This window comes from Grimontia hollisae CIP 101886 (genome assembly GCF_000176515.1).
Lineage (GTDB): Bacteria > Pseudomonadota > Gammaproteobacteria > Enterobacterales > Vibrionaceae > Enterovibrio > Enterovibrio hollisae.
Genome location: NZ_ADAQ01000013.1, coordinates 366,079 through 389,562, shown reverse-complemented (window position 1 = coordinate 389,562; position 23,484 = coordinate 366,079). Strand labels below are relative to the sequence as shown.

At 47.3% G+C, this 23,484-nt stretch carries 20 protein-coding genes; 7 read left to right on the top strand and 13 right to left on the bottom strand.

The features are described from left to right. The first annotated feature begins 507 nt into the window (after positions 1-507). Entirely contained in the window at positions 508-849 is a 342-nt protein-coding gene (locus VHA_RS14695; RefSeq protein WP_005505647.1) for a hypothetical protein, read from the top strand. A gap of 82 nt (positions 850-931) precedes the next feature. Here VHA_RS14695 and VHA_RS14690 read toward each other — a convergent pair whose 3' ends face one another. Further along, positions 932-2,278 carry a TolC family outer membrane protein gene (locus VHA_RS14690; RefSeq protein WP_050778580.1) on the bottom strand — a complete coding sequence of 449 codons (1,347 nt, stop codon included), beginning with the start codon at positions 2,276-2,278 and terminating at the stop codon, positions 932-934. Positions 2,279-2,917: 639 nt separating this feature from the next. On the opposite strand from VHA_RS14690, the gene VHA_RS14680 reads away from it, so the two are divergent. After that, positions 2,918-3,895: a chemotaxis protein CheV gene (locus tag VHA_RS14680; RefSeq protein ID WP_005505638.1), complete on the top strand. Its 978-nt coding sequence runs from the start codon at positions 2,918-2,920 to the stop codon at positions 3,893-3,895. A 121-nt stretch (positions 3,896-4,016) separates the two neighbouring features. Here VHA_RS14680 and VHA_RS14675 read toward each other — a convergent pair whose 3' ends face one another. The 5 genes from VHA_RS14675 to VHA_RS14655 form a co-directional block, all read right to left on the bottom strand. Beyond that, a complete protein-coding gene (locus tag VHA_RS14675) occupies positions 4,017-4,505 on the bottom strand; it encodes a hypothetical protein (protein ID WP_005505635.1) in 489 nt (162 codons plus the stop codon). Positions 4,506-4,712: 207 nt separating this feature from the next. Further along, complete coding sequence (locus VHA_RS14670; protein ID WP_005505633.1) at positions 4,713-6,050, bottom strand: CoA-disulfide reductase; 1,338 nt, start codon at positions 6,048-6,050, stop codon at positions 4,713-4,715. A 61-nt stretch (positions 6,051-6,111) separates the two neighbouring features. Then, a complete protein-coding gene (locus VHA_RS14665; RefSeq protein WP_005505631.1) occupies positions 6,112-7,506 on the bottom strand; it encodes an L-cystine transporter in 1,395 nt (464 codons plus the stop codon). 236 nt (positions 7,507-7,742) lie between these two features. Then, positions 7,743-8,453, bottom strand: coding sequence for a response regulator (locus VHA_RS14660; RefSeq protein WP_005505629.1), 711 nt, complete (start codon positions 8,451-8,453; stop codon positions 7,743-7,745). A 94-nt stretch (positions 8,454-8,547) separates the two neighbouring features. Continuing rightward, the gene (locus VHA_RS14655) at positions 8,548-10,170 is read right to left on the bottom strand and encodes an ATP-binding protein (RefSeq protein ID WP_005505628.1); all 1,623 of its coding nucleotides are present in this window, start codon (positions 10,168-10,170) and stop codon (positions 8,548-8,550) included. 340 nt (positions 10,171-10,510) lie between these two features. Here VHA_RS14655 and VHA_RS14650 point away from each other — a divergent pair, with 340 nt between their 5' ends. The 4 genes from VHA_RS14650 (at position 10,511) to VHA_RS14635 (ending at position 14,279) form a co-directional block, all read left to right on the top strand. Beyond that, the gene (locus tag VHA_RS14650) at positions 10,511-11,494 is read left to right on the top strand and encodes a tripartite tricarboxylate transporter substrate binding protein (RefSeq protein WP_005505626.1); all 984 of its coding nucleotides are present in this window, start codon (positions 10,511-10,513) and stop codon (positions 11,492-11,494) included. A gap of 138 nt (positions 11,495-11,632) precedes the next feature. After that, positions 11,633-12,106 carry a tripartite tricarboxylate transporter TctB family protein gene (locus VHA_RS14645; protein WP_005505624.1) on the top strand — a complete coding sequence of 158 codons (474 nt, stop codon included), beginning with the start codon at positions 11,633-11,635 and terminating at the stop codon, positions 12,104-12,106. Between the two features lie 4 nt (positions 12,107-12,110). Further along, positions 12,111-13,661: a tripartite tricarboxylate transporter permease gene (locus tag VHA_RS14640; protein ID WP_005505622.1), complete on the top strand. Its 1,551-nt coding sequence runs from the start codon at positions 12,111-12,113 to the stop codon at positions 13,659-13,661. Positions 13,662-13,892: 231 nt separating this feature from the next. Beyond that, positions 13,893-14,279, top strand: a complete 387-nt coding sequence (locus tag VHA_RS14635) for a hypothetical protein (protein WP_005505621.1) — start codon at positions 13,893-13,895, stop codon at positions 14,277-14,279. 48 nt (positions 14,280-14,327) lie between these two features. Here VHA_RS14635 and VHA_RS14630 read toward each other — a convergent pair whose 3' ends face one another. From VHA_RS14630 to VHA_RS14600, 7 genes are all read right to left on the bottom strand, one after another. Further along, positions 14,328-14,519 carry a hypothetical protein gene (locus VHA_RS14630; RefSeq protein ID WP_005505619.1) on the bottom strand — a complete coding sequence of 64 codons (192 nt, stop codon included), beginning with the start codon at positions 14,517-14,519 and terminating at the stop codon, positions 14,328-14,330. A gap of 295 nt (positions 14,520-14,814) precedes the next feature. Next, positions 14,815-16,512, bottom strand: a complete 1,698-nt coding sequence (locus tag VHA_RS14625; protein WP_040529060.1) for a mechanosensitive ion channel family protein — start codon at positions 16,510-16,512, stop codon at positions 14,815-14,817. Between the two features lie 184 nt (positions 16,513-16,696). Further along, a complete protein-coding gene (locus VHA_RS14620) occupies positions 16,697-17,662 on the bottom strand; it encodes a TerC/Alx family metal homeostasis membrane protein (protein WP_040529058.1) in 966 nt (321 codons plus the stop codon). Between the two features lie 324 nt (positions 17,663-17,986). Beyond that, positions 17,987-20,155 (bottom strand): YjbH domain-containing protein, encoded by a 2,169-nt coding sequence (locus VHA_RS14615; RefSeq protein ID WP_005505613.1) that lies wholly within the window; start codon positions 20,153-20,155, stop codon positions 17,987-17,989. Between the two features lies 1 nt (position 20,156). Continuing rightward, positions 20,157-20,915: a capsule biosynthesis GfcC family protein gene (locus VHA_RS14610; RefSeq protein WP_162021950.1), complete on the bottom strand. Its 759-nt coding sequence runs from the start codon at positions 20,913-20,915 to the stop codon at positions 20,157-20,159. A gap of 71 nt (positions 20,916-20,986) precedes the next feature. Beyond that, positions 20,987-21,703, bottom strand: coding sequence for a YjbF family lipoprotein (locus VHA_RS14605; protein ID WP_005505611.1), 717 nt, complete (start codon positions 21,701-21,703; stop codon positions 20,987-20,989). A gap of 165 nt (positions 21,704-21,868) precedes the next feature. After that, the gene (locus VHA_RS14600) at positions 21,869-22,117 is read right to left on the bottom strand and encodes a hypothetical protein (RefSeq protein ID WP_005505610.1); all 249 of its coding nucleotides are present in this window, start codon (positions 22,115-22,117) and stop codon (positions 21,869-21,871) included. Positions 22,118-23,115: 998 nt separating this feature from the next. On the opposite strand from VHA_RS14600, the gene VHA_RS18915 reads away from it, so the two are divergent. After that, on the top strand, positions 23,116-23,454 hold the full coding sequence (locus VHA_RS18915; protein ID WP_123912590.1) for a hypothetical protein: 339 nt from the start codon (positions 23,116-23,118) through the stop codon (positions 23,452-23,454). The last annotated feature ends 30 nt before the right edge of the window (positions 23,455-23,484 follow it).

Sequence of the window (23,484 nt, the reverse complement as noted above, 5' to 3'; positions counted from 1 at the left end):
CCGTCTCTCCTTAGTAATTGAATCTTGCGAACAGAAGGGTGGTTTTTGTTAATTGAGTAGGTTCTCCTTCATGGTGAATACGCAATCAATCACTATCCCAAACTGCCTGAAGTGGCAGGCTTAAGCGAGAATGATGGCGCGCAGACGATTAAGCACTTGATATGCTTGCTTCATAGTTAAAGCGTAGTGCAGCTCAGTTAAAGTGAATAACCATGAGGGGGGAAATGTGTCCGGGATCGCCTTGATGCCGACCAGCCCTGACAGCCTGTTTCATCGGATACCATCAAGGTTCTGAGCTCATGGTTGTTGGATGTCATACCTGGAACTGATACTTTTGCCCTAATCACGATGAGTTTTGTGCAATTCGTATTTAGAAAAAAAGAGGGCTTGTCAGCCTTTTTTACGGTTTTCGTTCGAATGTGCACGTATTGGGATTAACAGTATCCCCCTGAACACTATATTGGAAAGCATTAACGAATTAACCTTGTCGTGGATATGGAAACGAATATGCGTGTTAGTGGGCATCAACTTTCAGAATCTGTGCGAAGAGCGCTGTTAGGTGTTTCGGGTATCCGTGAAGAGCTGGATAACGAACGGTTCTACTTCTACCAGTATGGCCGGCTTTTCGGCATTGTTGACGATTCAGGCTTGCAACTGGTGGTGGGGGATGAATGTATGAATGAAGCATTGCGTCGTCCCGGTGCGTTGCTTGAACAGCCAAGCGGTAAACGTTGTAAGGGCTTAATACGCGTAACGCCAGAGAAATGTACGGATACTGATTTGGATTTCTGGTTGCTGCTCGCGTTACCCACAAACCAGGGAACCATTGATCCCGTCATTCTTCATTGATTACCCAAACAACCTGAATTCGAGCATGATACGGTGATGGGGAAGCGAGCATCGAAAAAGGGCCATGATGGCCCTTTCCCTTTTACGGATTTTCTTTCTTATTCCCGCCATATACGGAGGCTTGCCACTCTTCAGGTGTTGTCACCCGTAATTCATCTAACAGTAACCCTGTCGCGTTTAGCACACGATACTTGGAATAAATACCAGCATGGTGAGAATCAATATAAGCACGGCGGGCTTCAAAGAGTTCATTTTCAGTATTGAGCAAATCGAGCAGGGTTCGGCGGCCTATTAGGTATTGTTTCTCGTAGGCTTCGAGTGTTTTGGCTGAAGAGTCAACATGTTTTTGTAGAAAAGAGGTTTGCTTTTGGGCCAACTCCTTTGCTGTCCATGCCAATCGCGTGCTTTCGTCTAAAAGCCGGTAAGCGTTGTAACGGATATTTTTAGCTTTACTGACCTGGTGAGCCGCGCTACGTGCTTCAGCGGCATCAGTATTGCCGTTAAAGAGGTTGTAGCGCATGCGAAGCATCGTCTGGAATTCGTCAGTATCGCCCGGTTGCCCGTCCAACTCATCGCCCCATTGCTGGGAGGCCTCAATAGTAAATGTCGGGTAGAAATCGCCTTTTGCCTGATCGTATTGGTGATTCGCGGCATCCACATCATTCATCGCAACGTTGATCACAGGGTTGTTTTCTTTTGCAATATTTAAGGCTTCAACCAGTGTAGGGGGTATATAGAGTGCATCGACTTCAGGTTTGACCAAATCTACCGGAGGTTCACCGACAATACGTTCAAACTCAATCATGGCATCTTCGTAATTGCTGATGGCAGAAAGCAGGTTGGTATGCGACTGAGCCAAGCGGCCATCTGCTTGTGAAAGATCTGCTGTTGAGCTGATACCGGAGTCCGCACGTTTTTTGATGTCTGCATAAATACGCTCGTGGGTTTTCAGATTTCTTTGGGAAAGGTCCATGATGGCCTGGGCACGGAGAACTTCTATATACGCTTCAGTCACACTCAGGGCCGTATCCTGGGCATCCGCCAGCAACTGATAACGTTGCGCTTCTGCTTCTGATTTTGTGCGTTTAATGTCGTTGTAGGTGACAGCACCATCCCAAATCAACTGCCGCAGACTGAGTCTGACATCTCTCGGATGATAAGTGCCATTATTGTTGTCACTGTCATAGTTGGCATAACCAATACCCGCATTTAAATCCAGCGAAGGCAGGTAACCGCCTTTTGAAGCGTCAATATCGGCTTCCCGGCTTTTGAATTCGCTATAAGCTTCCCTGATAGCTGGGTTTTGGGACAGCGTTGTGGCTACAGCTTGTTCCAGCGATTGGGCATGAACCTGATAGGCCATGCCGAGCGAGGATAATGCAAAAGTAATGGCACTTAACGTGGGTTTCCAGGCGTTGTTATCTCTCATTGTTTTTGCAAAAAAACGCAGTTTAGTGTGGGGGTGATAATGATGTTCCATGCATGTTCCTTCAAAAGCGAATTTAGATCCTGGGTTATATTTTGAAAGCTAAATTTGAAAGCCAAATAGCTAAAAGGTGGAGGCCCAAATCAATGGAATCCAAGCGCTCTCCCTGTTTTATTTTCTTTCGCAAATCTGATTGCTCTGATTGCATTGATAAATAGACAGGCATGCTATTACAAATTGTTTTAAGTCACTTATTTGGCTTAACAACGTAAAAAGTAGGGCATGTTTAGAAACAGTAAACCCCTAGGTGAAGGGTTTCTCATTTTTATATCGTAAATGAGACAGATTGTTATCAACGTCAATGGGAAAAACGACAACGGTGGTATGAAATTTTTATCATTTTTCTTTATCCAGTCTTTTGCATACTTCCAGCAAAAAGTCGGTTCTTTATCTTTGGGTTGTAAAAAGTCTACAAATTTAGATATCTTGACGGTTTGTGCAGCTGGCAGTTGGGTATAGCTGGATCAAGATGTTTAATTCGGAGTGACAAATTTCGTTAATTGAGTCGTCTGTCGATGAATTAAGACTATGCTGTTAGTGGACATATTTGTTTTTGCCCTTACATACACACCGGGATTTGGTATGAGCACAGAAACTAAAACAGCAATCTTGACAGAAAGTGGAACGAACGAACTCGAGATTATTGAATTCCGTTTAGAAAAACTGTTACCTGACGGCAGTAAGAAAGTTTGTTATTACGGCATTAATGTCGCCAAAGTACGTGAGGTGATTCGCGTTCCTGAAACGACAGATTATCCCAATGCGCAGCCGAATGTGCTGGGTGTGTTTTCCCTTCGCGGGAAGTTAATTCCATTGGTAGATTTGGCGGGTTGGTTAGGTGTACCCACGACCAGTAATATCACTGATAAGGTCGTGATCGTGACTGACTTCAATAAGATGTCGAATGGCTTTCTTGTTGACAGCGTAAGCCGTATCCACCGCATTTCCTGGGAAGAAGTGGAGTCTCCCAGCCAGTTTTTGGAAGCGTCTGATCAAGACTGTGTGGTGGCTGTGGTTCGCCAGGAAACCAACCTCATTATGATCCTCGACTTCGAAAAAATCATTGGTGATATTAATCCTGAATTGAGTATGGAAAAATATGATGTTACCAAGGATAGAACCGTGGTTATCGATGATGCGATGATGGCAAAACGTGAAGCCAAAACCATTTTGGTGGTAGACGATTCCGCCTTTATCCGACGGCTGATTGAAAACACATTGCGTTCTGCGGGATACAATGTGATCACGGCGAAAGATGGTCAGGAAGGTCTGGACAACATGTGTGAATTTGTCCGCTTGTGTTCGGAAGAACAGTTGCCGATTTCAGAGTTTGTTGATGCCGTAGTTTCTGATGTAGAAATGCCGAGAATGGATGGGCTTCATCTTTTAAAAAGGCTTCGGGATATTGCAGAGTACAAAGACATTCCCATCGTCATGTTTTCGTCTCTGATGAGTGAAGACAACCGCCGTAAAGCACTGGATCTTGGTGCCAATGACACCATTACCAAACCGGAAATTGGCCGGATGGTTGGGTTAATGGATGGTTTGGTGCTCAAGTAAAAACGCTTATGGGCCCAAAAGGAAAGCGCCTTTCCCGGCGCTTTCCTTTTTTCGATAATATCTTCAAATATTATGTTGTGGTCAAAGGCGGTACGCCTTTGGCGATTCGGTGTGTGAGTGATTAAATACCCGCACGTTTAAGTAAACCGGCCATCAGTTTTGAACTGGACTTCACACCGGAAGACTTGCCTTTAAATTCACCAGCCAGACGATGATTACCCATTTCACGTGCAATGTATTGCATGGTGAGGTACATGTCCTTTGCCGATTTCATACGGTTTTGATCGTTTAGCGGTGCAAGCAGTTTGATTGTGTCACTGCCAGACATGTTGTTTTCAACGGCATATTCTTCAATCGCCGTGAGCAGCTTGTCCAAATCCGTTATTGCTTCTGAGCTTTCAATGCCTTCTTTTTTCATCGCCTTGAGGTTACGGCGACGGATTTGACGAATGATGAATGGAGGTTGGCTTACTTTTTTATAACCCCAGTAGCCTGCTGCGATGACAAGCGCGATACCGCCAACCACATAGGGCCAAATAGAACCGGAGGATTCAGCAACAGTTTGTGCATTCGCTGCCACTTCGACAGCCGCGGAAGGTATATCAGACATCGTTTTACCTTAGTGTACTTTCTAGATTGCGTGTAGTTTCGCACCGTGGCACGAAAAAACACTGCCTAGCTTCACATTAAAGGAAAGGACCGGGTGTTGGGAAGATTGTTTGCAGGATTTTTAGGCGGTTCTGGTGGCTTAATGGGCCTATTTTAAATAAATAAGGCCAGTGAGCGTGCTGGCCTTCGTGTTTGCATCTGTCGGGTATTATTTCGCCACGTTACCGGCAACGTTCATGATATCCCAGGTACGGGCAAAAGGCGGTGCATAGGCGAAGTCCATCATCCCCAGCTGGCTGGTTGTCAGGCCTGCGCTAATCGCCACGGCCATGGCGTCAATGCGATGCACCGCGCCTTTATAACCCAGAAGCTGTGCGCCAAGAATGCGTTTGGAATCGGCTTCATAGACAAGCTTCATGTGCATGTCAGACTGACCGGCACAGTAGTTGGTGTGGCACTTGTCTTTGATGGTCAGGGTTTTCACGTTAAAACCCGCACGGATGGCGTCCTGCTCGGAAAGCCCTGTCCGGCCTGCTTCAAGGCCAAGTACTCTTACACAACTGGTGCCAAGAGAACCGGGAAATGTCAGCGGCTCGCCATCAACAAGGGCAATGTTTTCACCGACCATACGGCCAAGTTTGTTCGCACCGGTAGCTAAGGGAATATAGGCATTTTCACCGGAAACGGCATGCCAGATAGTGGCGCAATCGCCTGCTGCCCAGACATCGTCCAGAGATGTTTTTCCCTGACGGTCAACGATAATCGCGCCATTATCCAGAGTTTCAATGCCGGTTTCTTTCAAAAAGTCAGTACTGGGTTTTACGCCGGTACACACCACCACCAGATCGGTAGGATAGGTGCCTTTATCGGTTTCAACCGCGTTCACCGTATTGTCGCCAAGAATTGATTTCAGTGATTCCCCGGTATGGATTTCCACACCGGCTTTTTCAAGCTCTGCTGCAAAGTGGATGCTGATTTCTGAATCGAAGGCCTCTGGGATCAGGCGTTCGGCGCGCTCAATCAAGCGAACCTTTTTCCCCTGATGCACCATGGCTTCAGCAACTTCCAGACCGATAAATCCGGAACCGATCACTGTCACATGCTGGCAAGACGGCGCCTGAACGGCTGCTTTCAGCGAAAATCCATCCTGCATGACGCGCAGTGTGTGGACACCTTGTTTGTCGAGGCCTGCTACCGGCGGCAGCACTTCTTTCGCGCCGGTGGCAATCATCAGGCGATCATACCCAGTCACAAATTGCTCACCTTGATGGCTGATTTCAAGCTTCTTCTGCTTTGCGTCTACTTTTGTTACGCGGTGGCCGGTTTTCACTGTAATGCCACGTTCTGCAAACTGCTCAGGCGTAAATTCTGACATAAAGCCAGCATCCTGAAATTCATCGGCGATGAAGTAAGGAAGGCCGCAGGCACCAAAAGAGATCACTTCTGATGCCTCATATACTGTGATTGTCGCATCTGGGTTAACACGACGGGCCTTTGCAGCGGCACTCATACCTGCCGCTTCTCCGCCAATAATGACGATGTTCATGTCTGTGAACCTCTAAACAGGAAAGGGGACCGAATGTCCCCATTAACGAATGATTTTCGGGTTAGGCAGTGGCATCTTCACCGTCCAGGGTCAACGGCTTGTCGTCGTTGAATATGCGCATGTCGGTTTGCCCCATAAGCTTACTGGTAACAGCGCCTGCGGTGATAGACCCGGATACATTCAGTGCGGTGCGGCCCATATCAATCAAGGGTTCGATGGAGATCAGCAAACCTGCCAATGCAACAGGGAAGTCCAATGCTGACAGCACAATCAGGGCGGCGAATGTCGCACCGCCGCCAATGCCAGCCACACCAAATGAACTGATGGTGATAATGGCAACAAGGGTGACAATAAAACCAATATCTAATGGGTTAATGCCAAGGGTAGGGGCAATCATGACGGCCAACATAGCAGGATAGATACCGGCACAGCCATTTTGGCCGATAGTGGCACCAAATGACGCCGCAAAGTTGGCGATACCATTCGGGATCCCCAGTGCTTTCTCCTGCGTGCGCGCATTCAAGGGAATGGTTGCTGCACTGGAGCGGGAGGTGAAGGCAAAGGTCAGAACCGGAATGACTTTCCTGAGGTGGCGGACAGGGTTAAGTCCCACCAGCGAGATAATTATCAAGTGGATGATGAACATGGTGATTAGCGCACCATAAGACGCGATCACAAAGTTCGCCAGATTAAGAATGTCTGCATAATTGGAACCGGAGATCACCTTGGTCATCAGCGCCAGTACGCCATAAGGCGTCAGGCGCAGCACCATGGTCACGATACGCATGACAATAGTCTGAATAACCTCGATGGCATGTTCAAAAGAAGCGTAGATCTCAGGTTTCTTGGTAGAGATACCTGTCGCTGCCAACCCGATGAAAGCAGAGAAAATCACGACCGCGATGGTGGAGGTTTTCCTTGCACCCGTCATATCAAGGAAAGGGTTGGCAGGAATGAACTCCAGCACCATGTTAGCAAACGACAAGTTTTCAACATGGCCCAGGTTTGCCTCAAGCGATTGTCCGCGCGCGACCTCAGCGGCACCCGCCGTTAATCCTTCGGCATTCAACCCAAACAACAACGACCAGGCAATCCCCACCAGTGCAGCAATCATGGTGGTGATAACCAGTACACCAATGCTCATGGCACTGATTTTACCTACCGAGGTACCATCGTTAAGTTTCAGGATCGCAGAGATGATAGAGACCATCACCAGAGGAATGATGATCATCTGAAGCAGTTTGACATAGCCTTTACCTACAATGTCGAAGTACTCGATGCTGGTAGCGATAGCATCAGAACCTGCGCCGTAGTAAAGCTGGAGTAAACCACCAAATACAATACCTAACCCCAAGCCAGCAAAGACACGTTTGGTAAAAGGTACATAGCTGGCCTGAAGTCGGTAAAGAAAATAAATAAGTGCGATGAATATCGCCAGGTTGAATATAACGTTCATTGTTATCTTTAAGGCTTTAGTAAAAAGAATCTTAGGTAGAGAGGGGGTGAAAACCCGGCTGCTTATTCTTAAAGGAATGGTATGCGGGAATCATATATGTAACCACTGTTATATAGAACCTGTTCTATATTTCCATTGGTTATAACATATAAATCAACCAATTATTGGTTATAAAAAGCACAGAAATACAGTGCTCTCAGTAAGCTTTTTAGCCACAAGGTCAGGGAATCTCAACGTTAAGTGTCTGACGAAACATAGCGGCGCTCAGGGCGCCCGACACTGCCGTAATTCACCTGCGCTTGCAGCTCTTGCGTGCTGACCATGTATTCAAGGTAGCGTCTGGCGGTGGTGCGGCTTGCACCAATCAGTGCGCCAACTTCCTCTGCATTCAGTGATTGGTCTGAATCTGCAAACACGGTTCGGATCTTATCGAGGGTGATACCATCAATCCCTTTTGGCAACCGTTGTATCGCCGGGGCGGTTTCAGTCACTGTTGCGCTGGCATTGCTCCGCTGGGGAAGCAGGGTATCGACATCAGTCTGTACCAGATCTTCCATTTCACGCAGTTTTTGCAAGTGTGCGGCGTATTGGTGAATGGCTTCCTGGAGTCGCTCAAAGACGAGTGGTTTCAGGATGTAGTAAAACACACCGCTTCGGAGTGCTTCCCTAAGAGTATCGACTTCTTTGGCCGCCGTGATAAGGATGACATCCGTTTCACAGTTGGTTGCCCGCAGCCTACGTAGCAGTTCGAGACCGGTGCCTTTGGGGAAGTGATTATCCAGCAACAGAAGCTCAGGTTTAAATACATCCACCAGATCTTCAGCATCTTCCAGTGTGTGGGCAATACCGACTAATTCAACGCCGTCGATACGTTCCAGAAAACGTTTCTGGATTTCGGCGATTTGAATGTCATCTTCAGCGATAACGACGCGGATGTTTTGTGTCATAGGAACTGCTGACTCCTTGCTGGAATTTTCCGTATAAGGTTTCGATAGGGTTAGGTGTGTACACTTTCATTCTAACCCCGGAAAACCTGTTTATTCAGGATGATGGATTTTGTGTTTGCTGTGTCTTGGGAATATACACAGTAAACCGGCTGCCCATAGTGTCACCGGGCTCGAGCAAGACGGTGCCCCCCAGTTTCTGTAGAAGCGTTTGCACCAGATGCAGGCCGTAGCCATGGCCTTCCCCTTTTTTACTGCTGACTCCCTTAGTGAAAATTCTGGCCTGATCATCTTCGTGAATGCCGGGCCCTTCGTCTTCAATTTCAAAAATCAGGTCATTGCCTAAATCTGTCATCGAAAGGCGGACTTCTACCTGTTTATTGACGAGGGTGGCTTCCAGTGCATTGTCTATCAAGTTACCGATGATACTCACTAACTCTTCGCGTGGGATGTGATCGGGAATCTCTTTCATCGAGCTTTCTGGGTCGATTTCGAGGCGTAAACCCAGTTCTTTGGCCCGGTTATATTTGCCCAGCAAACAACCGGCAAGGATAGGGTCGGGCACCGCTTCAACCATCAGGTGGATCAATGCCTGGTGACTTTGGGTTTCCTGCCCAATCAGGGCGAGGGCTTCATCGGTTGCGCCGAGTTGAATCAGTCCGGCAATGGTATGAAGCTTGTTCGAATACTCATGGGATTGGCTGCGGAGCGTATCGGCGTATTGCTGGATCTGGGTCAATTGCTTGCTCACCGTGTCGAGCTCATCTTTCCGGCGGAAGCTGGCGACGACACCGATGATTTCATTGTCCTGACGCAAGGGTAATCGGTTAACAATCAAGTTTTTGTTTTGTAGCCAGATTTCCCTGTCGAAGTGGGGTTTGCCGGAGCGCAGGACATCCATTAAGCGACTGTCAGGCAGCACATCTTCAATCGGCTGGTCAGCCAGCCGGGTGTTGTCATCCAGCCCCAGTGTTTCGACAGCGGCCCGGTTAAACGTGGTAATACGCCCTTTGTTGTTGATGGCGATAATGCCTTCACGTACGGATTCGAGGGTGGCATTCCGTTCCTGAAACAGGCGACCGATTTGCTCGGGTTCCAATCCGAAAATGGCTTTTTTGAAGTGGTTTGCAAACCATAGTCCGGTCAACACGCTCAAGGAAAAACTGGTGGCAATCACCAAATACAGGGTGGTGATATACCTTTCAATAATGTCCTCTACCGACTTCAGCAAAAAACCGACGGAAACAATGCCCACGACCTCTTCATTGCTGGCGTCGAAAATCGGTGCTTTGCCTCGGACTGTGGGCCCTAGACTGCCTGTGGCTTTCTGGATATAGGGTTTGCCGTATAACAGGGCAGGTTCGTTATAGTCGCCATCGTCATCGTACATTGGCTTCCCCAGACGCTCCCATGCCGGGTGGGCAATACGGATGCCATTGCGATCGCCGATGACCACAAACCTCGCATCATTGACCTCCGCCAAATCTAATGCGAGCGGTTGCAGGAATTCACTGTCCCGGCTCTGTGCCGCTTCAACGACAGCAGGCATGGCCGCGATGGTTTTGGCGACATTCAATGCGCGCTGGCTGATTTGCTCGTCCAGTGAGTGGGACAGATAGAAAAGGGCGAACACCCCGATAAATCCTGTCTGGAGTAATGCCATTATACCGAGGATAAACGCCATGCGGGTTTTGAGCTTGAGTGCGCGAAGGGAAAACATTGAGAAATAGAACCTTTTGTTCACAACTGAATAACGGAATGTGCTTTAAACACTGTCTCAATCACCAAGCAACGTCCGGTTGCCAGCCACTATTATCTATCTTATTGAAATGATGTTTCTTTGTGATTGCTCACGCAAGTGAACAATATGCACAAAATGTTCTTTAAAGTTTAAAAAAACATTAAATTCACAAACTTTTCACATTTGGCATGGGCAAATAGTTTGAACGTGTAGGGCAAAGATCCCGAAACGGCGCGTTGCGCACAAAAACGCTGTATTGAGCGGCGTTTCGGTAAAAATCTATCTCGTCCAAAGGACGGAACCAAACGAGGAAAAACCTATGATTTCAAAAATGTTCGCCAAAAAACGTTCAATCGTTGCAGCATTGGCGCTCACTTCTGCACTTAGTGCAGGCATGGCAAATGCAGCCGTCGATGAAGTTCACTTCCTGATCCCGGGGGGGGCTGGTGGTGGCTGGGATGGCACCGCACGCGGTACGGGTGAAGCATTGTCTAAAGCGGGTTTGGTTGACACCGTTTCTTACGAAAACATGTCCGGTGGTGGTGGCGGCAAAGCGATTGCTCACTTGATTGAGACTGCCGAGCAGGCTGACAACACCTTGATGGTTAACTCGACACCTATCGTTATCCGTTCTCTTTCTAAAGTTTTCCCTCAATCCTTCCGTGACCTGACACCCATTGCAGCCACCATTGGTGATTATGCGGCATTTGTTGTACCGACAGCATCGAAGTACCAGTCATTTCAGGATGTCGTTGCTGATTACAAGGCGAATCCCCGTTCGGTCGCCATTGCTGGTGGTTCTGCCCGAGGCAGCATGGATCACTTGGTTGCAGCACAGGCTTTCAAAGCCGCAGGTGGTGATCCTAAGAAGCTGAAATACGTGGCTTACGACGCAGGTGGTAAAGCCATGGCTGGCATCCTGTCTGGTGAAGCACAATTACTTTCTACCGGCTTCTCTGAAGCGCTTGCCCTGAAAGACGCCGGTGAAGTCCGCATTCTTGCGATGACAGGCCCTGAGCGTTCTCCAGCCGCGGCAGATGTCCCAACGCTGAAAGAGCTGGGCTATGACGCAGAGTTTACAAACTGGCGTGGATTCTTTGGTGCACCAGGTTTGTCTGATGAGCAGGCTAACGAGTTTGCTGCGGTGTTAGAGAAAATGTACGCCACTGAAGCCTGGGCAGAAGTCCGTGACCGCAATGGTTGGATTGAAATCTATAAGCCACGTGCTGAATTCGTCTCTTTCCTTGAAGGACAAGAGAAAGAAGTGGGCGCACTCATGAAAGAGCTGGGCTTCCTGCGTTAATCCTGACGCAATAAGGGCTCGGTTTACCGGGCCCTGTTTTCGTTTCCCTACGTATTTTATTAACGGCCAGAAAATCAGGCTTTCTTTGCTTTTCAGGGTGGAACGTGCCGCCCGCGTTTGCTGTTCAAGGAGTGTCACATGGTTGTCACTAAAGACCATATTGGTGGTCTCATTTTTTTATGTCTTTCAGTGGCATATGGTTATTACGCCCGCCATATCCCTATGTTACCCGGTGACGAATATGAACCTTTCCATGCCCAAACATTACCCATTGCGTTGTCATACATGGGAAGCGTATTAGGAGTGTTGATGCTGGTGACGGCTCGCCGTGATGCGGCCAGTAAGCTCAACTTGGCTGGGCTGGATTTTATGCTGGTGGCAAAGCTGCTGGTGTTAATTACTGCATTCGCATTTGCGCTGGAATGGTTTGGCTTCCTGCTGTCGACCATCTTCTTTTTGGTAGTGGGCTATTGGATTTTGGGTGAGCGTCGCCCGAAAACACTCTTTATTGCTTCTGTGCCGTTTGCCGTCGGTATTTGGTTTATCCTTGCCAAGTTGCTGGATATCTACCTTGCACCGGGCCGCGCATTTACCCAGTTGTTCGGAGGTTAAGGCTATGTGGGAAGGTATAACAACAGGGCTAACCACGGCGACGACACCGTTTAATATCATGATGGTGGTCGTCGGCTGTTTTGCTGGCACTTTTATTGGCATGTTGCCGGGTCTGGGACCTATTTCCGCTGTCGCACTGATGATCCCGATCACTTACGGCCTGGATCCTGCCTCCGGCATTATTTTGATGGCCGGTGTTTATTATGGCGCCGTTTTTGGCGGCTCGACATCGTCTATCCTGATCAACGCGCCGGGTTGTGCGAGTACCGTTGTCACGGCATTTGATGGCTATCCGATGGCGCAGCAACGTCAGGCGGGTAAAGCGCTGGCATTGGCGGCGTATTCGTCATTCACCGGTGGGACGATTGGTGCGATCATCTTGTTGTTTGCGGCTCCGGCTCTGGCGAAAGTGTCGTTGAGTTTCCAGTCATCCGATTATTTTGCCTTGATGATTCTTGGCCTGACGGCTGTCGCGGCATTTGCCGGTAAAGGTCAGGTACTGAAAGCCATGGCAATGACGGTTTTTGGTTTGATGATTGCGACTATCGGTACAGACGTGATCACAGGTGCACCGCGCTTTACCTTTGGCAATATCGACCTGATTGACGGTATCAGCTTCCTGCTGTTGGCCATGGCAACATTCGCGCTGGCAGAAGTGGTCATGACAGTGCTTAAAGGGCAGCACCGGGAAAAAGAGCCTGATATGGATATGGCAGCGCTCGGTAGCATGAAACTGACGAAAGAAGAAGTGAAAGAAGTCGCACCGACGATAGCACGCTCTTCCGTGTTTGGTTTTATTGTCGGTGTTTTACCGGGGGCAGGTGCCACCATCGCATCCTTTCTCTCTTACGGGCTGGAGCGTAACCTTGCACCAGCGCGCCTGAAAGAAAAGTTTGGATTCGGTGCACTGCGTGGTCTTGCTGCGCCGGAATCGGCAAATAACGCCGCGTCGACAGGTTCATTTGTGCCATTGCTGACCTTAGGTATTCCGGGTTCTGGTACCACCGCAATCATGCTCGGCGCGCTAATTGCCTATGGCATTCAACCGGGCCCACGCCTGTTCGTTGATAACCCGGACGTGTTCTGGTCAGTGATCATCTCAATGTATTTTGGCAACATTGTATTGCTGATCCTGAACTTGCCGTTGATCCCCTATATCTCACGCTTGTTGGTGATTCCGCGTCCGATCCTGATCCCACTGATTCTGTTTTTCTCTATCACGGGTGTGTATCTGGTCAGCTTCAACACTTTCGATATCAACATGATGGTGATCATCACGGTCGTGGCGATATTGCTGAAATTGTTGGATTTCCCGATGGCGCCTATGCTGCTTGGCTTTATTCTCGGCGGCATTATGGAAAACAACCTTAGCCGTTCGTTGATTATTTCTGATGGCAGCCTGAGCTTCCTCTGGGAACGTCCATTGACGCTGAGCATTATGTGTATTTCGCTCTTTGTGCTGGTATTGCCATTGATTCGCACATTGCTTGGAAAAGCAGGTATAGGCAATAAGAAACGAAAAACAGACATTCTGGTTGATCGTGGTGATGGTTAACCGGAAGCGGAAACGTTCTGTCCAGCAAAGCCTGACGATCTAAACTCCGCTGTTTTTGCGTTGATACTCTCCTTGTCAAACCTTAACCGCCTTAGTACTTTATCAGGCGGTTTTTCTTGATTAAAATTTTGAACGGTGTTTTATACTGCTGTTAAAGTGACATGTGGGGTCTGTTATGCGTCTCTAATGGTAGCGATAACAGCACTCGATAGGAGATAAAGGGAGAGCAGAATGAATAGGTTGAAGCCTTTAGTATTGGCTCTGATACTTGTCTTCCCCTTCACGGCACATGCTGACGAAGACAAGTGGAGCAAGGCGAAAGAATCTGCCGCAGAAGCCTGGGATGCCGCGAAAGAGGCTGGGAAAAATGCCTGGGGCGCAACAAAAGAGAAAAGCAAGGACTTACTGAGCGATGTGGAAGAAGGGAGCGGTGACCTTTGGGACAGCGCAAAAGAAAAGGGATCTGAGCTTTGGAAAAAAGGCAAAGAGAAGGGCAGTGAACTGTTGAATGAAGCTGAGAAGAAAGCTGAAGAAGTGCTTGAGCCTGATGACGCTGAATCTGTACCTGTTACGCCTATAGCGCCAGTTGAACCAGGCGATTTTAATCAGTCGGCATAACTACACATACACAACAAGGCATTAGATAAAATCTGGTGCCTTTTTCTGTCAAATGGTTTTGCGAACCCCCTCGAGTTCGTCCAATCTGGCTTCGTGGCCGAGAATCGCATCGGCTTGTTCGGCAGGCGTTGAGAGTTTTTTTAACGCACCGTCTAACATTAAATCCAACGTATCGGCAGTTTTTGCGCGACGAAAGAAAATCAACCATTCAATGCGGTTTTTGGGCATGGTTTCTGACATGAATATCCGTTCATATTGATAGTTTTAATTTAAGGCTATTTTAGCAAATTTTTTGGTCGTCACGTAGCATATTACGGATAAATGCTTATTTTTGACCAAAATAAATCAACATCTACCTAATTTATTTGACGTTGGGCCTGAGTTCTTTCTTTTTCCGGTAGTCGATCTCTAAGTCGTAAATAAAAAGGTGATACCGCTGAAATAAAAAAAGAAACCTATTCGGACTTGCCATTGTGGTGTCAACAGGCTTTTGGATAACCGGACTAAATAGCGCCTCACAGGGAGGCGCTTTGTGTTATGCGTTTTTGTCTGTATCTGTAGATGACGGCAACTCACCCGATGCCATGTGGAGATGGACATCCTGTTGTGGGAAAGGAATAGAAATGCCTTCTTTATCGAAGCGGATTTTCACTTCTCTTGTTACATCCCAATAAACGTCCCAGTAATCGTCGGTTTTCACCCAGGGGCGAACAATAAAATCAACGGATGAACTGTTCAGCACGTGCAGTTTAATTGTAGGTTCCGGTGAACGCAGGACCGCAGGGTGCGCAGTGACAATGTCCGTCAGCACTTTTTCTACATATTGCACGTCATCGCTATAACTGACTCCGAATACCATATCGACACGTCGCACACGCTCATGGGTGACATTTTTGATCACATCGCCCCAAATTTTGCTGTTCGGCACAATGATGATTTGGTTGTCGAAGGTTTTGATGGTGGTGTTTACCAGACTCATATGGCTGACTTTACCTTCTACGCCGCCAGCTGCGACGAAATCGCCGACATCGAACGGACGATAGATAAGCAGCATCATACCCGCAGCGAAGTTTGACAGGGTGTCTTGCAGTGCAAAACCGACGATAACACCGGCGATACCGAAGCCGGTCAGAATAGGTGTGAGGTTAAGACCAATCTGTGAGAGGGCGATAAGAATACCGATAAACCACACGGCCTTGCCTGACATGGAAATAAAGAAGTCCTGCATGAGTTGTGAGAACTTCAGGTTTTTCGATGCCACTGCGCGCTTGACGACTTTACGGGTCAGATTGGCGATCTGTCCAGCAATAAGCAGGATGACCAAAAAGACAATTAACTGGAAGATGTGTTGGGGCGCATTCTCGACAAGCCAATCCCAGAGCTTACCCGACCAGGTTTTCACAATAGACAGGAGCACTTCGCCACTCAGCAGATCTTGTGTCACACTGCCGGTCGCCTCGAAATACATTCGCTTGTATTCGGCCGTTTCCAGTCCGGCTTTGTCAGCGAGTTCAATCATCACTGACAGGCTGTTGGTGGTGATGGACATACGTCGCTGGGTGATCAGTTGCCTTAACTGGATGGTGGCTTTCTCAGATTCAGGTGCGACTTTTAGCTGCGCCTCATCGGCATTGAGTTGTTGGCGAAGGTATTCAACATTGGCTGCGATTTGCTCAGTACGCCGGTTCACTTCCTGCTTGAAGGTGTCTTCGGTTCTTTCTTCCAATGTGCCAAGGGTTTTCATCCAGGCAATGTTTTGGGATTGTTCCTCGTACATATTGTCGAGGTAGGTCCGGGCTTCTTCGAAGTCAGATAGAATCGAAAATTTGTCCTCACTTTTGGCATCACTGAGAGATTGGGAAAGCTTGCTGGCGCGCTCGCTCAGGTATTTGACACCTTGCTCAGCATACTTTTGTTGTTTTTCTATCTGTTTGTTCAGATATGCTTTATCGAAACTGTCGTTTTTCACGCCATTGGCAATGAGGCTACGTAGTTGTTCATTTTTCTGGAACATCTGAAGTTGAAGTGCGAGTTTGTCTTCGCCGCTTGTTTTGCTTTGTAGGGCAACCAAATCAGTCAGTTCTTTGTTCAGGGTTTCGACTTGCTCTTTCCATTGCACCTCCGTGGCATTCACGGCAGGTGCCGTTTCACTTTCAGCGAGTGTAGGAGCAGAGAATAAAGACAGGATGAATAAAAGGGGCACAAAAAAGGTTGAATGCCGACGCGGGATCATGAATGCCTCTCCAGCAAGTTAAGGTGATCTAGGTGTGTAGTATGACACTTCCGATACTGACAAGCATTGATTGTCTCTCTCACCTTTGAGCTTGTATACAAATAAATAGAACACCCTTGTTCAGTGGGTACACGCTGGAGGATGCCACCAAAATAGAAAAGGCACCTCGCGGTGCCTTGCAGAATTAATGAGACAGTTTTTCTATCTGGCGCTGCTTCCAAATAGACGCACCGATACCCAGTGCCAACGAGGTGACAATCACACCCAGAGAGACTGGCGTTGAAATTGCAAACGGTGTGTCAATCAGCAGCATTTTCACACCGATAAAGCACAACATGAAGGCCAGCGTGTGGTGCAGATAAGCAAACTTGCTCAGCATACCTCCCAACACAAAGTACAGGGAGCGTAGACCCAGCAATGCAAAGACGTTTGCCGCCAGCACCAGGTATGGTTCTTGGGTCACGGCGAAAATCGCAGGGATTGAATCCAGTGCGAACATGACGTCTGTCATCGCAATCACCATCACCACCACCAGCATTGGGGTGGCAAGGAGACCGGCTGCATCACGGATGAACAGCTTGTTACCATGGTAATCTGGGCTGACACGCAAGAAGCGTTTAACCAATCTTACTGCAACACTGTCAGAGAAAGATTCATCTTCTTCTTCGCCATGCTGACGCCACATTTGTATTCCAGTCCAGATTAGGAAGAAACCGAACAGGTACAGAATGACGTGGAACTGGGCAATCAATGGCGCACCCAGCGAAATCATAATGGCGCGTAGCACCAGTGCACCGACGATACCCAGCATCAGTACGCGGGGTACATGACTTTCCGGCACTTTGAACTGGGCAAAGATCAAGGCAAACACAAACAAGTTATCAACGCTCAACGATTTTTCGAGCAAGTAACCGGTCACAAAAGAGGTTGCCGCTTCAACGCTGTTTAGAGCACTGGTTGGTGACATCTGGGACCAGAACAAATAGATGGCACCAGCAAATATAAATGCCAGGGCAAACCAGAACACACTCCATATTGCCGCACTGCGGAAACTGATTTTTCCACGGGTCAGCAATAAGTCTATCCCTAACATCAGGAGTGTAAGAACAAGCAGGCCGTCGTAACCTGAAAAGAGATCACTTAGAAACATGATACCTCCAGCATGCGGAGGTCACAGGAGTGAGAGAGCACCTGACCAGCCGCACTGCTATCAACGAAAGTTAATGCCAATGTGTGCGTTGGTCTTGTCAAAACATCTGGAATCGATGTTCTCGCGTGCCGGAAGCAATAAATTGCTACGGGATGACGACAGCGCGACAAAGTGACTACTCCCCAAAACGGCGCCATAATAGTCATTTCACGTAAAGATACAACCCAAAAACGTTAAAAATTTCTATTGGTGACGTATCGGGTGTCATTTAACCGTTACAGGCTACCATAACTGCGTATAGATAAAGAAAAAGACAGTCTCATTTCATTGGAGAGTGAATTCAGAACGAGGATATCTCGCATCTGTCATTTGATAAAGGTTGTACTTTCTTCCCAGCATCTGTCCGCCATCACGTGAAAGCGGTGTCCAGTTAATAAAGGCTCGGCTCGCACTGGGTTTCACCGTAAAAATGTCAAACGGAATGGACAGGTAAAAGCCTTTGTTAAAACTCCCCTCGCCAAACTGTTTTGCAGAAAGATTGGTTTTCGCAATATAGGCACCAGCAATCACACCGCTGTCAAATTGCTTGGAAATATCCAGTGTTACGCCTTTGTCTTCAGCCAAGTACTGACCCACACTTGCCTTGATCAGTAAGTCATCAAAACCTGTCCATTCAGGGCGGTAATAGGTTGTAAAATGGCCGGTTGGCGTGCCAGTTTGTACACGATAGCGGCGATTTGTCACTGGGTCATCATGTACTTCTTTAGTGAAAATACCAAACTCAGAATCCGGATCGCGCTGAGCAACATAATTGATGTCCAGACCAAACGCCCAATTGCTGTTAAGGGGACGATACAATACTTCCCCCCCTGCACCAGCAAACATGGTTTCCAGATAGCCACCGTAAGCCTGAACATAGAAGTTATCCCCCAGCTTATCAAAAGCGGTCAGCTGGAGGTTGCTGATGCGTACAGGATTATCCGAAATATACTGGCGAACCAGCGTACGGACCCGTTTTAAATCCGTGCCATCGGGAGGCACGTCATAGTTAAACTTGTCATAGCTATCGGCGACATTCACGTAAACACTGCCTCCGATTTCAAGGTTATTGGTGAGCCAGTAACGTGCACCGGCGGCAAGACCGACATTAAACATATAAAAGCCTTCAGAGCCACCCAGAGATTGCTGCAGGGAAGGGTTTACGCTTACCGACCAGCGTTTACTGTTATCTACTTGCAGTAAACCACGGGCAGATGCAGGGTTTACACGCGTGAGCGCATCTCCCACGCTTGCTCCCAGGTATTCTTGATTGGCAACCGCACGATAATGTGCTGCATCAATATCGTGTTGAACCACAGCTTGATGTGCTTGTACCTCCTGTAAATGGTAGGTAGCAGCCCTTGTTCCCGTATTAGCTAATATCATGGCGGCTTTTTCATGGGCGATGGTGCGGTTTCGATATTTTGCTTGGTTACCGACGACAGTGACAGACGTATCATCCGTGTAAATTTGGGTGTTTTTGTAGCCGGCGATAGTGTCGAGATCGTCAGCAACACGTTTCCAATCTATGTCCTCTGTGGGTATTTGCGCGGCATTGGCATAACGCGGCGTTGGCGTATCTTCCCAACGTTGAACTAAGGTGTTGAAGTTGGTTTTAAGCGTAAAACCCAGTGTCCACGTATTCCCCCGTTCGAAGCTTGCCCTTAGATCTCCCCAATTGCCGAAATGGTAAACGGCACCGATATTGAACGGAGAGTCTTGCTGTATTTGTCTGTCAGATCGAACAACGATAACATCGCTTTGATAATCATTACCTTCGTATTCAAGTTTCAGGGTTAAAGGTTGCCAGGGCGTCTGGTATTCGATGCCGCCAAAGAGAGAGAGGCATCCTGTGAACCATCGACCATAGTCGATACTGCCACCTGTTTCTTGGTAAGACGTATCCCTGCCGCAATCCCTGCTATTTTCCTTGTTGCCATATACGTTGCCCCGGTTACCGATATATCCCCAGCCGACGCCGAGTGTGAAATCAAGGGGCCCCATGTGTTTACTGGCCGCAATATACTCACCATCAAACAGCCCAGTTCCCCCAAGATCACGGATACCGATAGATGTTTCAGGTAACCAATAACTTTCTTCCCATAAGCGTACTTTTACATCGATACCTTTATCCGTGTACTCGGTGTCACCACTGAAATTGGGATCATTACTGTAAAGTAAATCGGGAACCTGGGTATAGCGTATTGTTGTTTCCAGCCAGGGCATGAGTTGCAAAGAAGTATGGTAGTGGCGGTAGTCATCATTGACGGTCACGCCGAGAGAAAACTCACCTTCGGGTGCCATTCTGCTAGTGGGCATTTGCATCAGTCCCACGCCGCCAAAGTCACTCTGGGTAGGGACAAATGTTGCGGAATCAAGCGGTGTTGCCAAGGCTGGCAATGCATAAATGACGGCAAGTGATAACGACGACCATGTCACAATGATAAAACGCATACTACATAACCCGATGTTGGAGAAGACGAGGAATTTCTTGGTTAAGAACATCGAGATCTGTCGGTAAATGCTGGAAAGGCACAAAGATGATCGCGCCCGGCGCTAACCCCGCAGGTTGATGATTCCAATAAGAGACGTGATGTGTTTCCAGCTCACCGTTAGGCTGGATGACGCTGACGTTGCTGATACCAAAGGTATTCAGTGTGGTTGTGTTGTTTAGATAATCACTCGCAAAAAAGGGGGCAGAAAAAGGTATTTTCTGCGTCTTCGCGACGGCTCCTGTCATCCAAATGTGGGTTGGGCGAGACGGCAGTTGAAAATAAAACCGGCCTTTCATTAACGGATTCTGTTGGGTTCCAGCAAGATAGACATCTTCATCAAGTGTCACAGTAAGGCGGGGCTTGAATGTTGACGCGGCAATGAAATCACGCAGTGATAACACGGCATCACGCTTTTTACTGTCGCTGTACCAGAGATCGGCGAGCTTATTGAGCTTGTTGATAACAGAAGAGGATGATGCATTGAGACTGGTATCTTCGTCATCAGAGAAAAGCCCAGCCCCGGTCCAATAAATGCTATCGGTTGAATGGGCTTTTGTTTCACTAATATGCGCTCTAATAACCGAGGCGCCCTCGGAGACCAACTGCGAGATCCGTGGTGCGTTATTAAAAGAGAGTGAAAAGTGTTTGTCGGCGTCGACAGATGACGTCACTGTGACAGCCGTCTCTTCAGTGGCAATTGCAGCGTGTGGAGTTAGCACAAAGCAGAACAGTACAATGCTACGTCTACAGAAGAAAGGAAATGATAAACGTGATATGCACAACTTTTTTATCATTGTGGCGTTGTTCCTGAATAGGGTTTCAATATTGTCAGTGCAATGCTGGGCATGCCCGGCGCTGGCGTCTGAACGCTGGCGATGACATTTCCTGTTTCTGGGTGTAGCCAAAACGCATTGGTAAACGACATGTCGAGTTCTGGCATATAGACATACTCTAAGAAGTGCAATGCATGGACAGATTTCCCATTGACGATGAGCGTACGCATGCCCTGGCGCTCAAATCGCGATTCAACAATAAACCCGCTGTGATTGCCGGGTTGCCAGTCTATCGCCCGTGTCCATGTTGTGTTGGTTTCATCGTTTAATAACCCAAGTGCCAGCGGATCTGCCTGATACGAATAACTCGCAAGCAAGTTACTCCCATTCAAGTTAACGGTTTTTATGATCCGCCCGTGCTCTGTCACAATCATCTCGTTGGTTGCTGAAAGCCATTTTAACGTTACGTTACGGGGATCTGGTGCACTGTTTGAGGTGCTGGGTATTGCATATCCCAACACTAAAAATGCTTGGCTACCTTGCGCTGTTTTCGCGTAAAGACTGGCATAGGGAAGGTTATCGACTTTATCGGCGGGTAACACAATGTCTTCATTACCCCAAAAAGCGAGAGAAATGGTATCCCGCACAGCTTCAAATTTCTGACTGCACCCAGTGAGGGATAAGACGATGCAGAGAAATGACGTAACGCTTAGAATTTTAATTAAGTTTTTCATCGTGTTACAACATCACCCATCACTTAAGACATCCTTGCTACGTTTTGGGACTAAAAGCGAACTCTCCGCCGGGGCACGAAAAAACTTGTATTGTCGCTGTCGTTTACACGCAGAGCTTCAAAATAAAGAAAAAACCGAACAGCGTTTGCTGTTCGGTTTTGTAAATTAATTCTGAGTGGTAACAGACGTTGTCGTTCCGGTGTCGCTATCATTCGCATCAACCGCAATAACCACGGCACTAAGAGCCGCAAGGCCTACTGCTGCGGTACTTGCTGCGACACCACCGACTGCTGCGGCAGATGCTGTCGCTCCTCCTGCAGACCCCCCCGCTGCTGCAGCCGGCGCTGTTTCCGCTGCTATAACGGGGGCTGTTATCAACAGTGTTGCCAAGGCCACAATTGCTGTTTTTTTCATGAAAAGCTCCGTATTCATAAAGAGATAGAGATGAAAGAGTAGGGTGCCTACCTGACATTAACATGCCATACATGATTTATAATAAAGTAAACGAAGTAAGCATAAAAATAGAAAGCATGGAAAAACACAAAAAGTATTGAATTTAATACTGTTGTTCACAAGCGATAAATCGATAGAATTGTCATAAATTGATTTTTAACAATTAAATCAAGCAAGTTTCGAGGTTTGCATTTAACATGTTTTTATTGTTGTGATATTGATTCTATTTTTTTGATTTATTGTCTGTCGATTTTATTTTTATGGTCGTGTCTTGAATGTGGTTCACCTTAACTATGAGTGGTTACAAGTATAAAAAATGACGCTGAATCACTTTCTTGATTTTTGGCTGATAACTCACATAGCGTACACTTTAATTTTTTAACTTCATGATATTTAAGGGTTTTATTTGTTTTGTTTATGTGGTGGTAACTTGATAAAGAAACAGGTGAGGCAAAGTTTGTATTAATGTTTTTCTGTTTTTTACGTGTGGTTTTTGAAATTCAATATGTTGTGAAATTTCTGGTTTTGGCAGGCTTTTTTCTTTTTGTGTGTATAATTTTATGTTTTCAAATGCCTGTTTGATGAGGTGTCTTTGGGTTGTGTTTTGGGATTCTGATTAACATGGTTGAAGGTGGTGCTTACTATATTGTTCATGTATTTCATTTTTGATTCATATCAGGTTTTGTCTCAGTAATTATATATGTTCTTTAAGAAAGTTAGTGTTAACTTGGAATGGTGTATATATAAAAGTGTTAAGGTTTCAGGTAAAAAACTGAGCGGAAATCCAATTGGACGCGAATAAATGCGAATAGTAGGGGCGATACCTAAGGGCGGTAGCGTGTTCAATGAAATGACAGATACCTAAACATCTTCAGGTTGACTGGGCTTGGGTATGATCCTGACGACGATGATGACCAATAATGACAACATATCAAAGAGCTAGGCAGGCAGGCACGATAATGTTAACCCTATCTATGGTGGCATGTGCTCAAACGCCTCCGGAGGTTTCATCTACGCTCCCTTTATTATCTTTATCTGCATCACCAGACTCTTTGCCGAACCCGCGGCTCTCACGTGCGAATGCTGCTTTGATTGAAGATCAACAAAACGCCATTGTTTTTTTGGGGAACGGTCAAAAAGTGGAAGCAGGCGTTTCCTACTTTTCAGCGCTGGGTTACTCATGTGTGAAGCTCTCTGCTATGGGGCAAAACGAGCGTCCTTTGTACACCGCCTGCAAGATAGAAGGAAACTGGGTATTGCTACCCGTGGTATCTACAACATCGGGAACAACCAGATAAACGGCCTAAATGAAAGAGATAATGGGTGAT

What these genes read in the sequence shown, in the direction of transcription:
- VHA_RS14695 (WP_005505647.1), top strand. Translation starts at nt 508, where the DNA reads ATGCGTGTTAGTGGGCATCAACTTTCAGAATCTGTGCGAAGAGCGCTG.
- VHA_RS14690 (WP_050778580.1), bottom strand. Translation starts at nt 2,278, where the DNA reads ATGAGAGATAACAACGCCTGGAAACCCACGTTAAGTGCCATTACTTTT.
- VHA_RS14680 (WP_005505638.1), top strand. Translation starts at nt 2,918, where the DNA reads ATGAGCACAGAAACTAAAACAGCAATCTTGACAGAAAGTGGAACGAAC.
- VHA_RS14675 (WP_005505635.1), bottom strand. Translation starts at nt 4,505, where the DNA reads ATGTCTGATATACCTTCCGCGGCTGTCGAAGTGGCAGCGAATGCACAA.
- VHA_RS14670 (WP_005505633.1), bottom strand. Translation starts at nt 6,050, where the DNA reads ATGAACATCGTCATTATTGGCGGAGAAGCGGCAGGTATGAGTGCCGCT.
- VHA_RS14665 (WP_005505631.1), bottom strand. Translation starts at nt 7,506, where the DNA reads ATGAACGTTATATTCAACCTGGCGATATTCATCGCACTTATTTATTTT.
- VHA_RS14660 (WP_005505629.1), bottom strand. Translation starts at nt 8,453, where the DNA reads ATGACACAAAACATCCGCGTCGTTATCGCTGAAGATGACATTCAAATC.
- VHA_RS14655 (WP_005505628.1), bottom strand. Translation starts at nt 10,170, where the DNA reads ATGTTTTCCCTTCGCGCACTCAAGCTCAAAACCCGCATGGCGTTTATC.
- VHA_RS14650 (WP_005505626.1), top strand. Translation starts at nt 10,511, where the DNA reads ATGATTTCAAAAATGTTCGCCAAAAAACGTTCAATCGTTGCAGCATTG.
- VHA_RS14645 (WP_005505624.1), top strand. Translation starts at nt 11,633, where the DNA reads ATGGTTGTCACTAAAGACCATATTGGTGGTCTCATTTTTTTATGTCTT.
- VHA_RS14640 (WP_005505622.1), top strand. Translation starts at nt 12,111, where the DNA reads ATGTGGGAAGGTATAACAACAGGGCTAACCACGGCGACGACACCGTTT.
- VHA_RS14635 (WP_005505621.1), top strand. Translation starts at nt 13,893, where the DNA reads ATGAATAGGTTGAAGCCTTTAGTATTGGCTCTGATACTTGTCTTCCCC.
- VHA_RS14630 (WP_005505619.1), bottom strand. Translation starts at nt 14,519, where the DNA reads ATGTCAGAAACCATGCCCAAAAACCGCATTGAATGGTTGATTTTCTTT.
- VHA_RS14625 (WP_040529060.1), bottom strand. Translation starts at nt 16,512, where the DNA reads ATGATCCCGCGTCGGCATTCAACCTTTTTTGTGCCCCTTTTATTCATC.
- VHA_RS14620 (WP_040529058.1), bottom strand. Translation starts at nt 17,662, where the DNA reads ATGTTTCTAAGTGATCTCTTTTCAGGTTACGACGGCCTGCTTGTTCTT.
- VHA_RS14615 (WP_005505613.1), bottom strand. Translation starts at nt 20,155, where the DNA reads ATGCGTTTTATCATTGTGACATGGTCGTCGTTATCACTTGCCGTCATT.
- VHA_RS14605 (WP_005505611.1), bottom strand. Translation starts at nt 21,703, where the DNA reads ATGAAAAACTTAATTAAAATTCTAAGCGTTACGTCATTTCTCTGCATC.
- VHA_RS14600 (WP_005505610.1), bottom strand. Translation starts at nt 22,117, where the DNA reads ATGAAAAAAACAGCAATTGTGGCCTTGGCAACACTGTTGATAACAGCC.
- VHA_RS18915 (WP_123912590.1), top strand. Translation starts at nt 23,116, where the DNA reads ATGTTAACCCTATCTATGGTGGCATGTGCTCAAACGCCTCCGGAGGTT.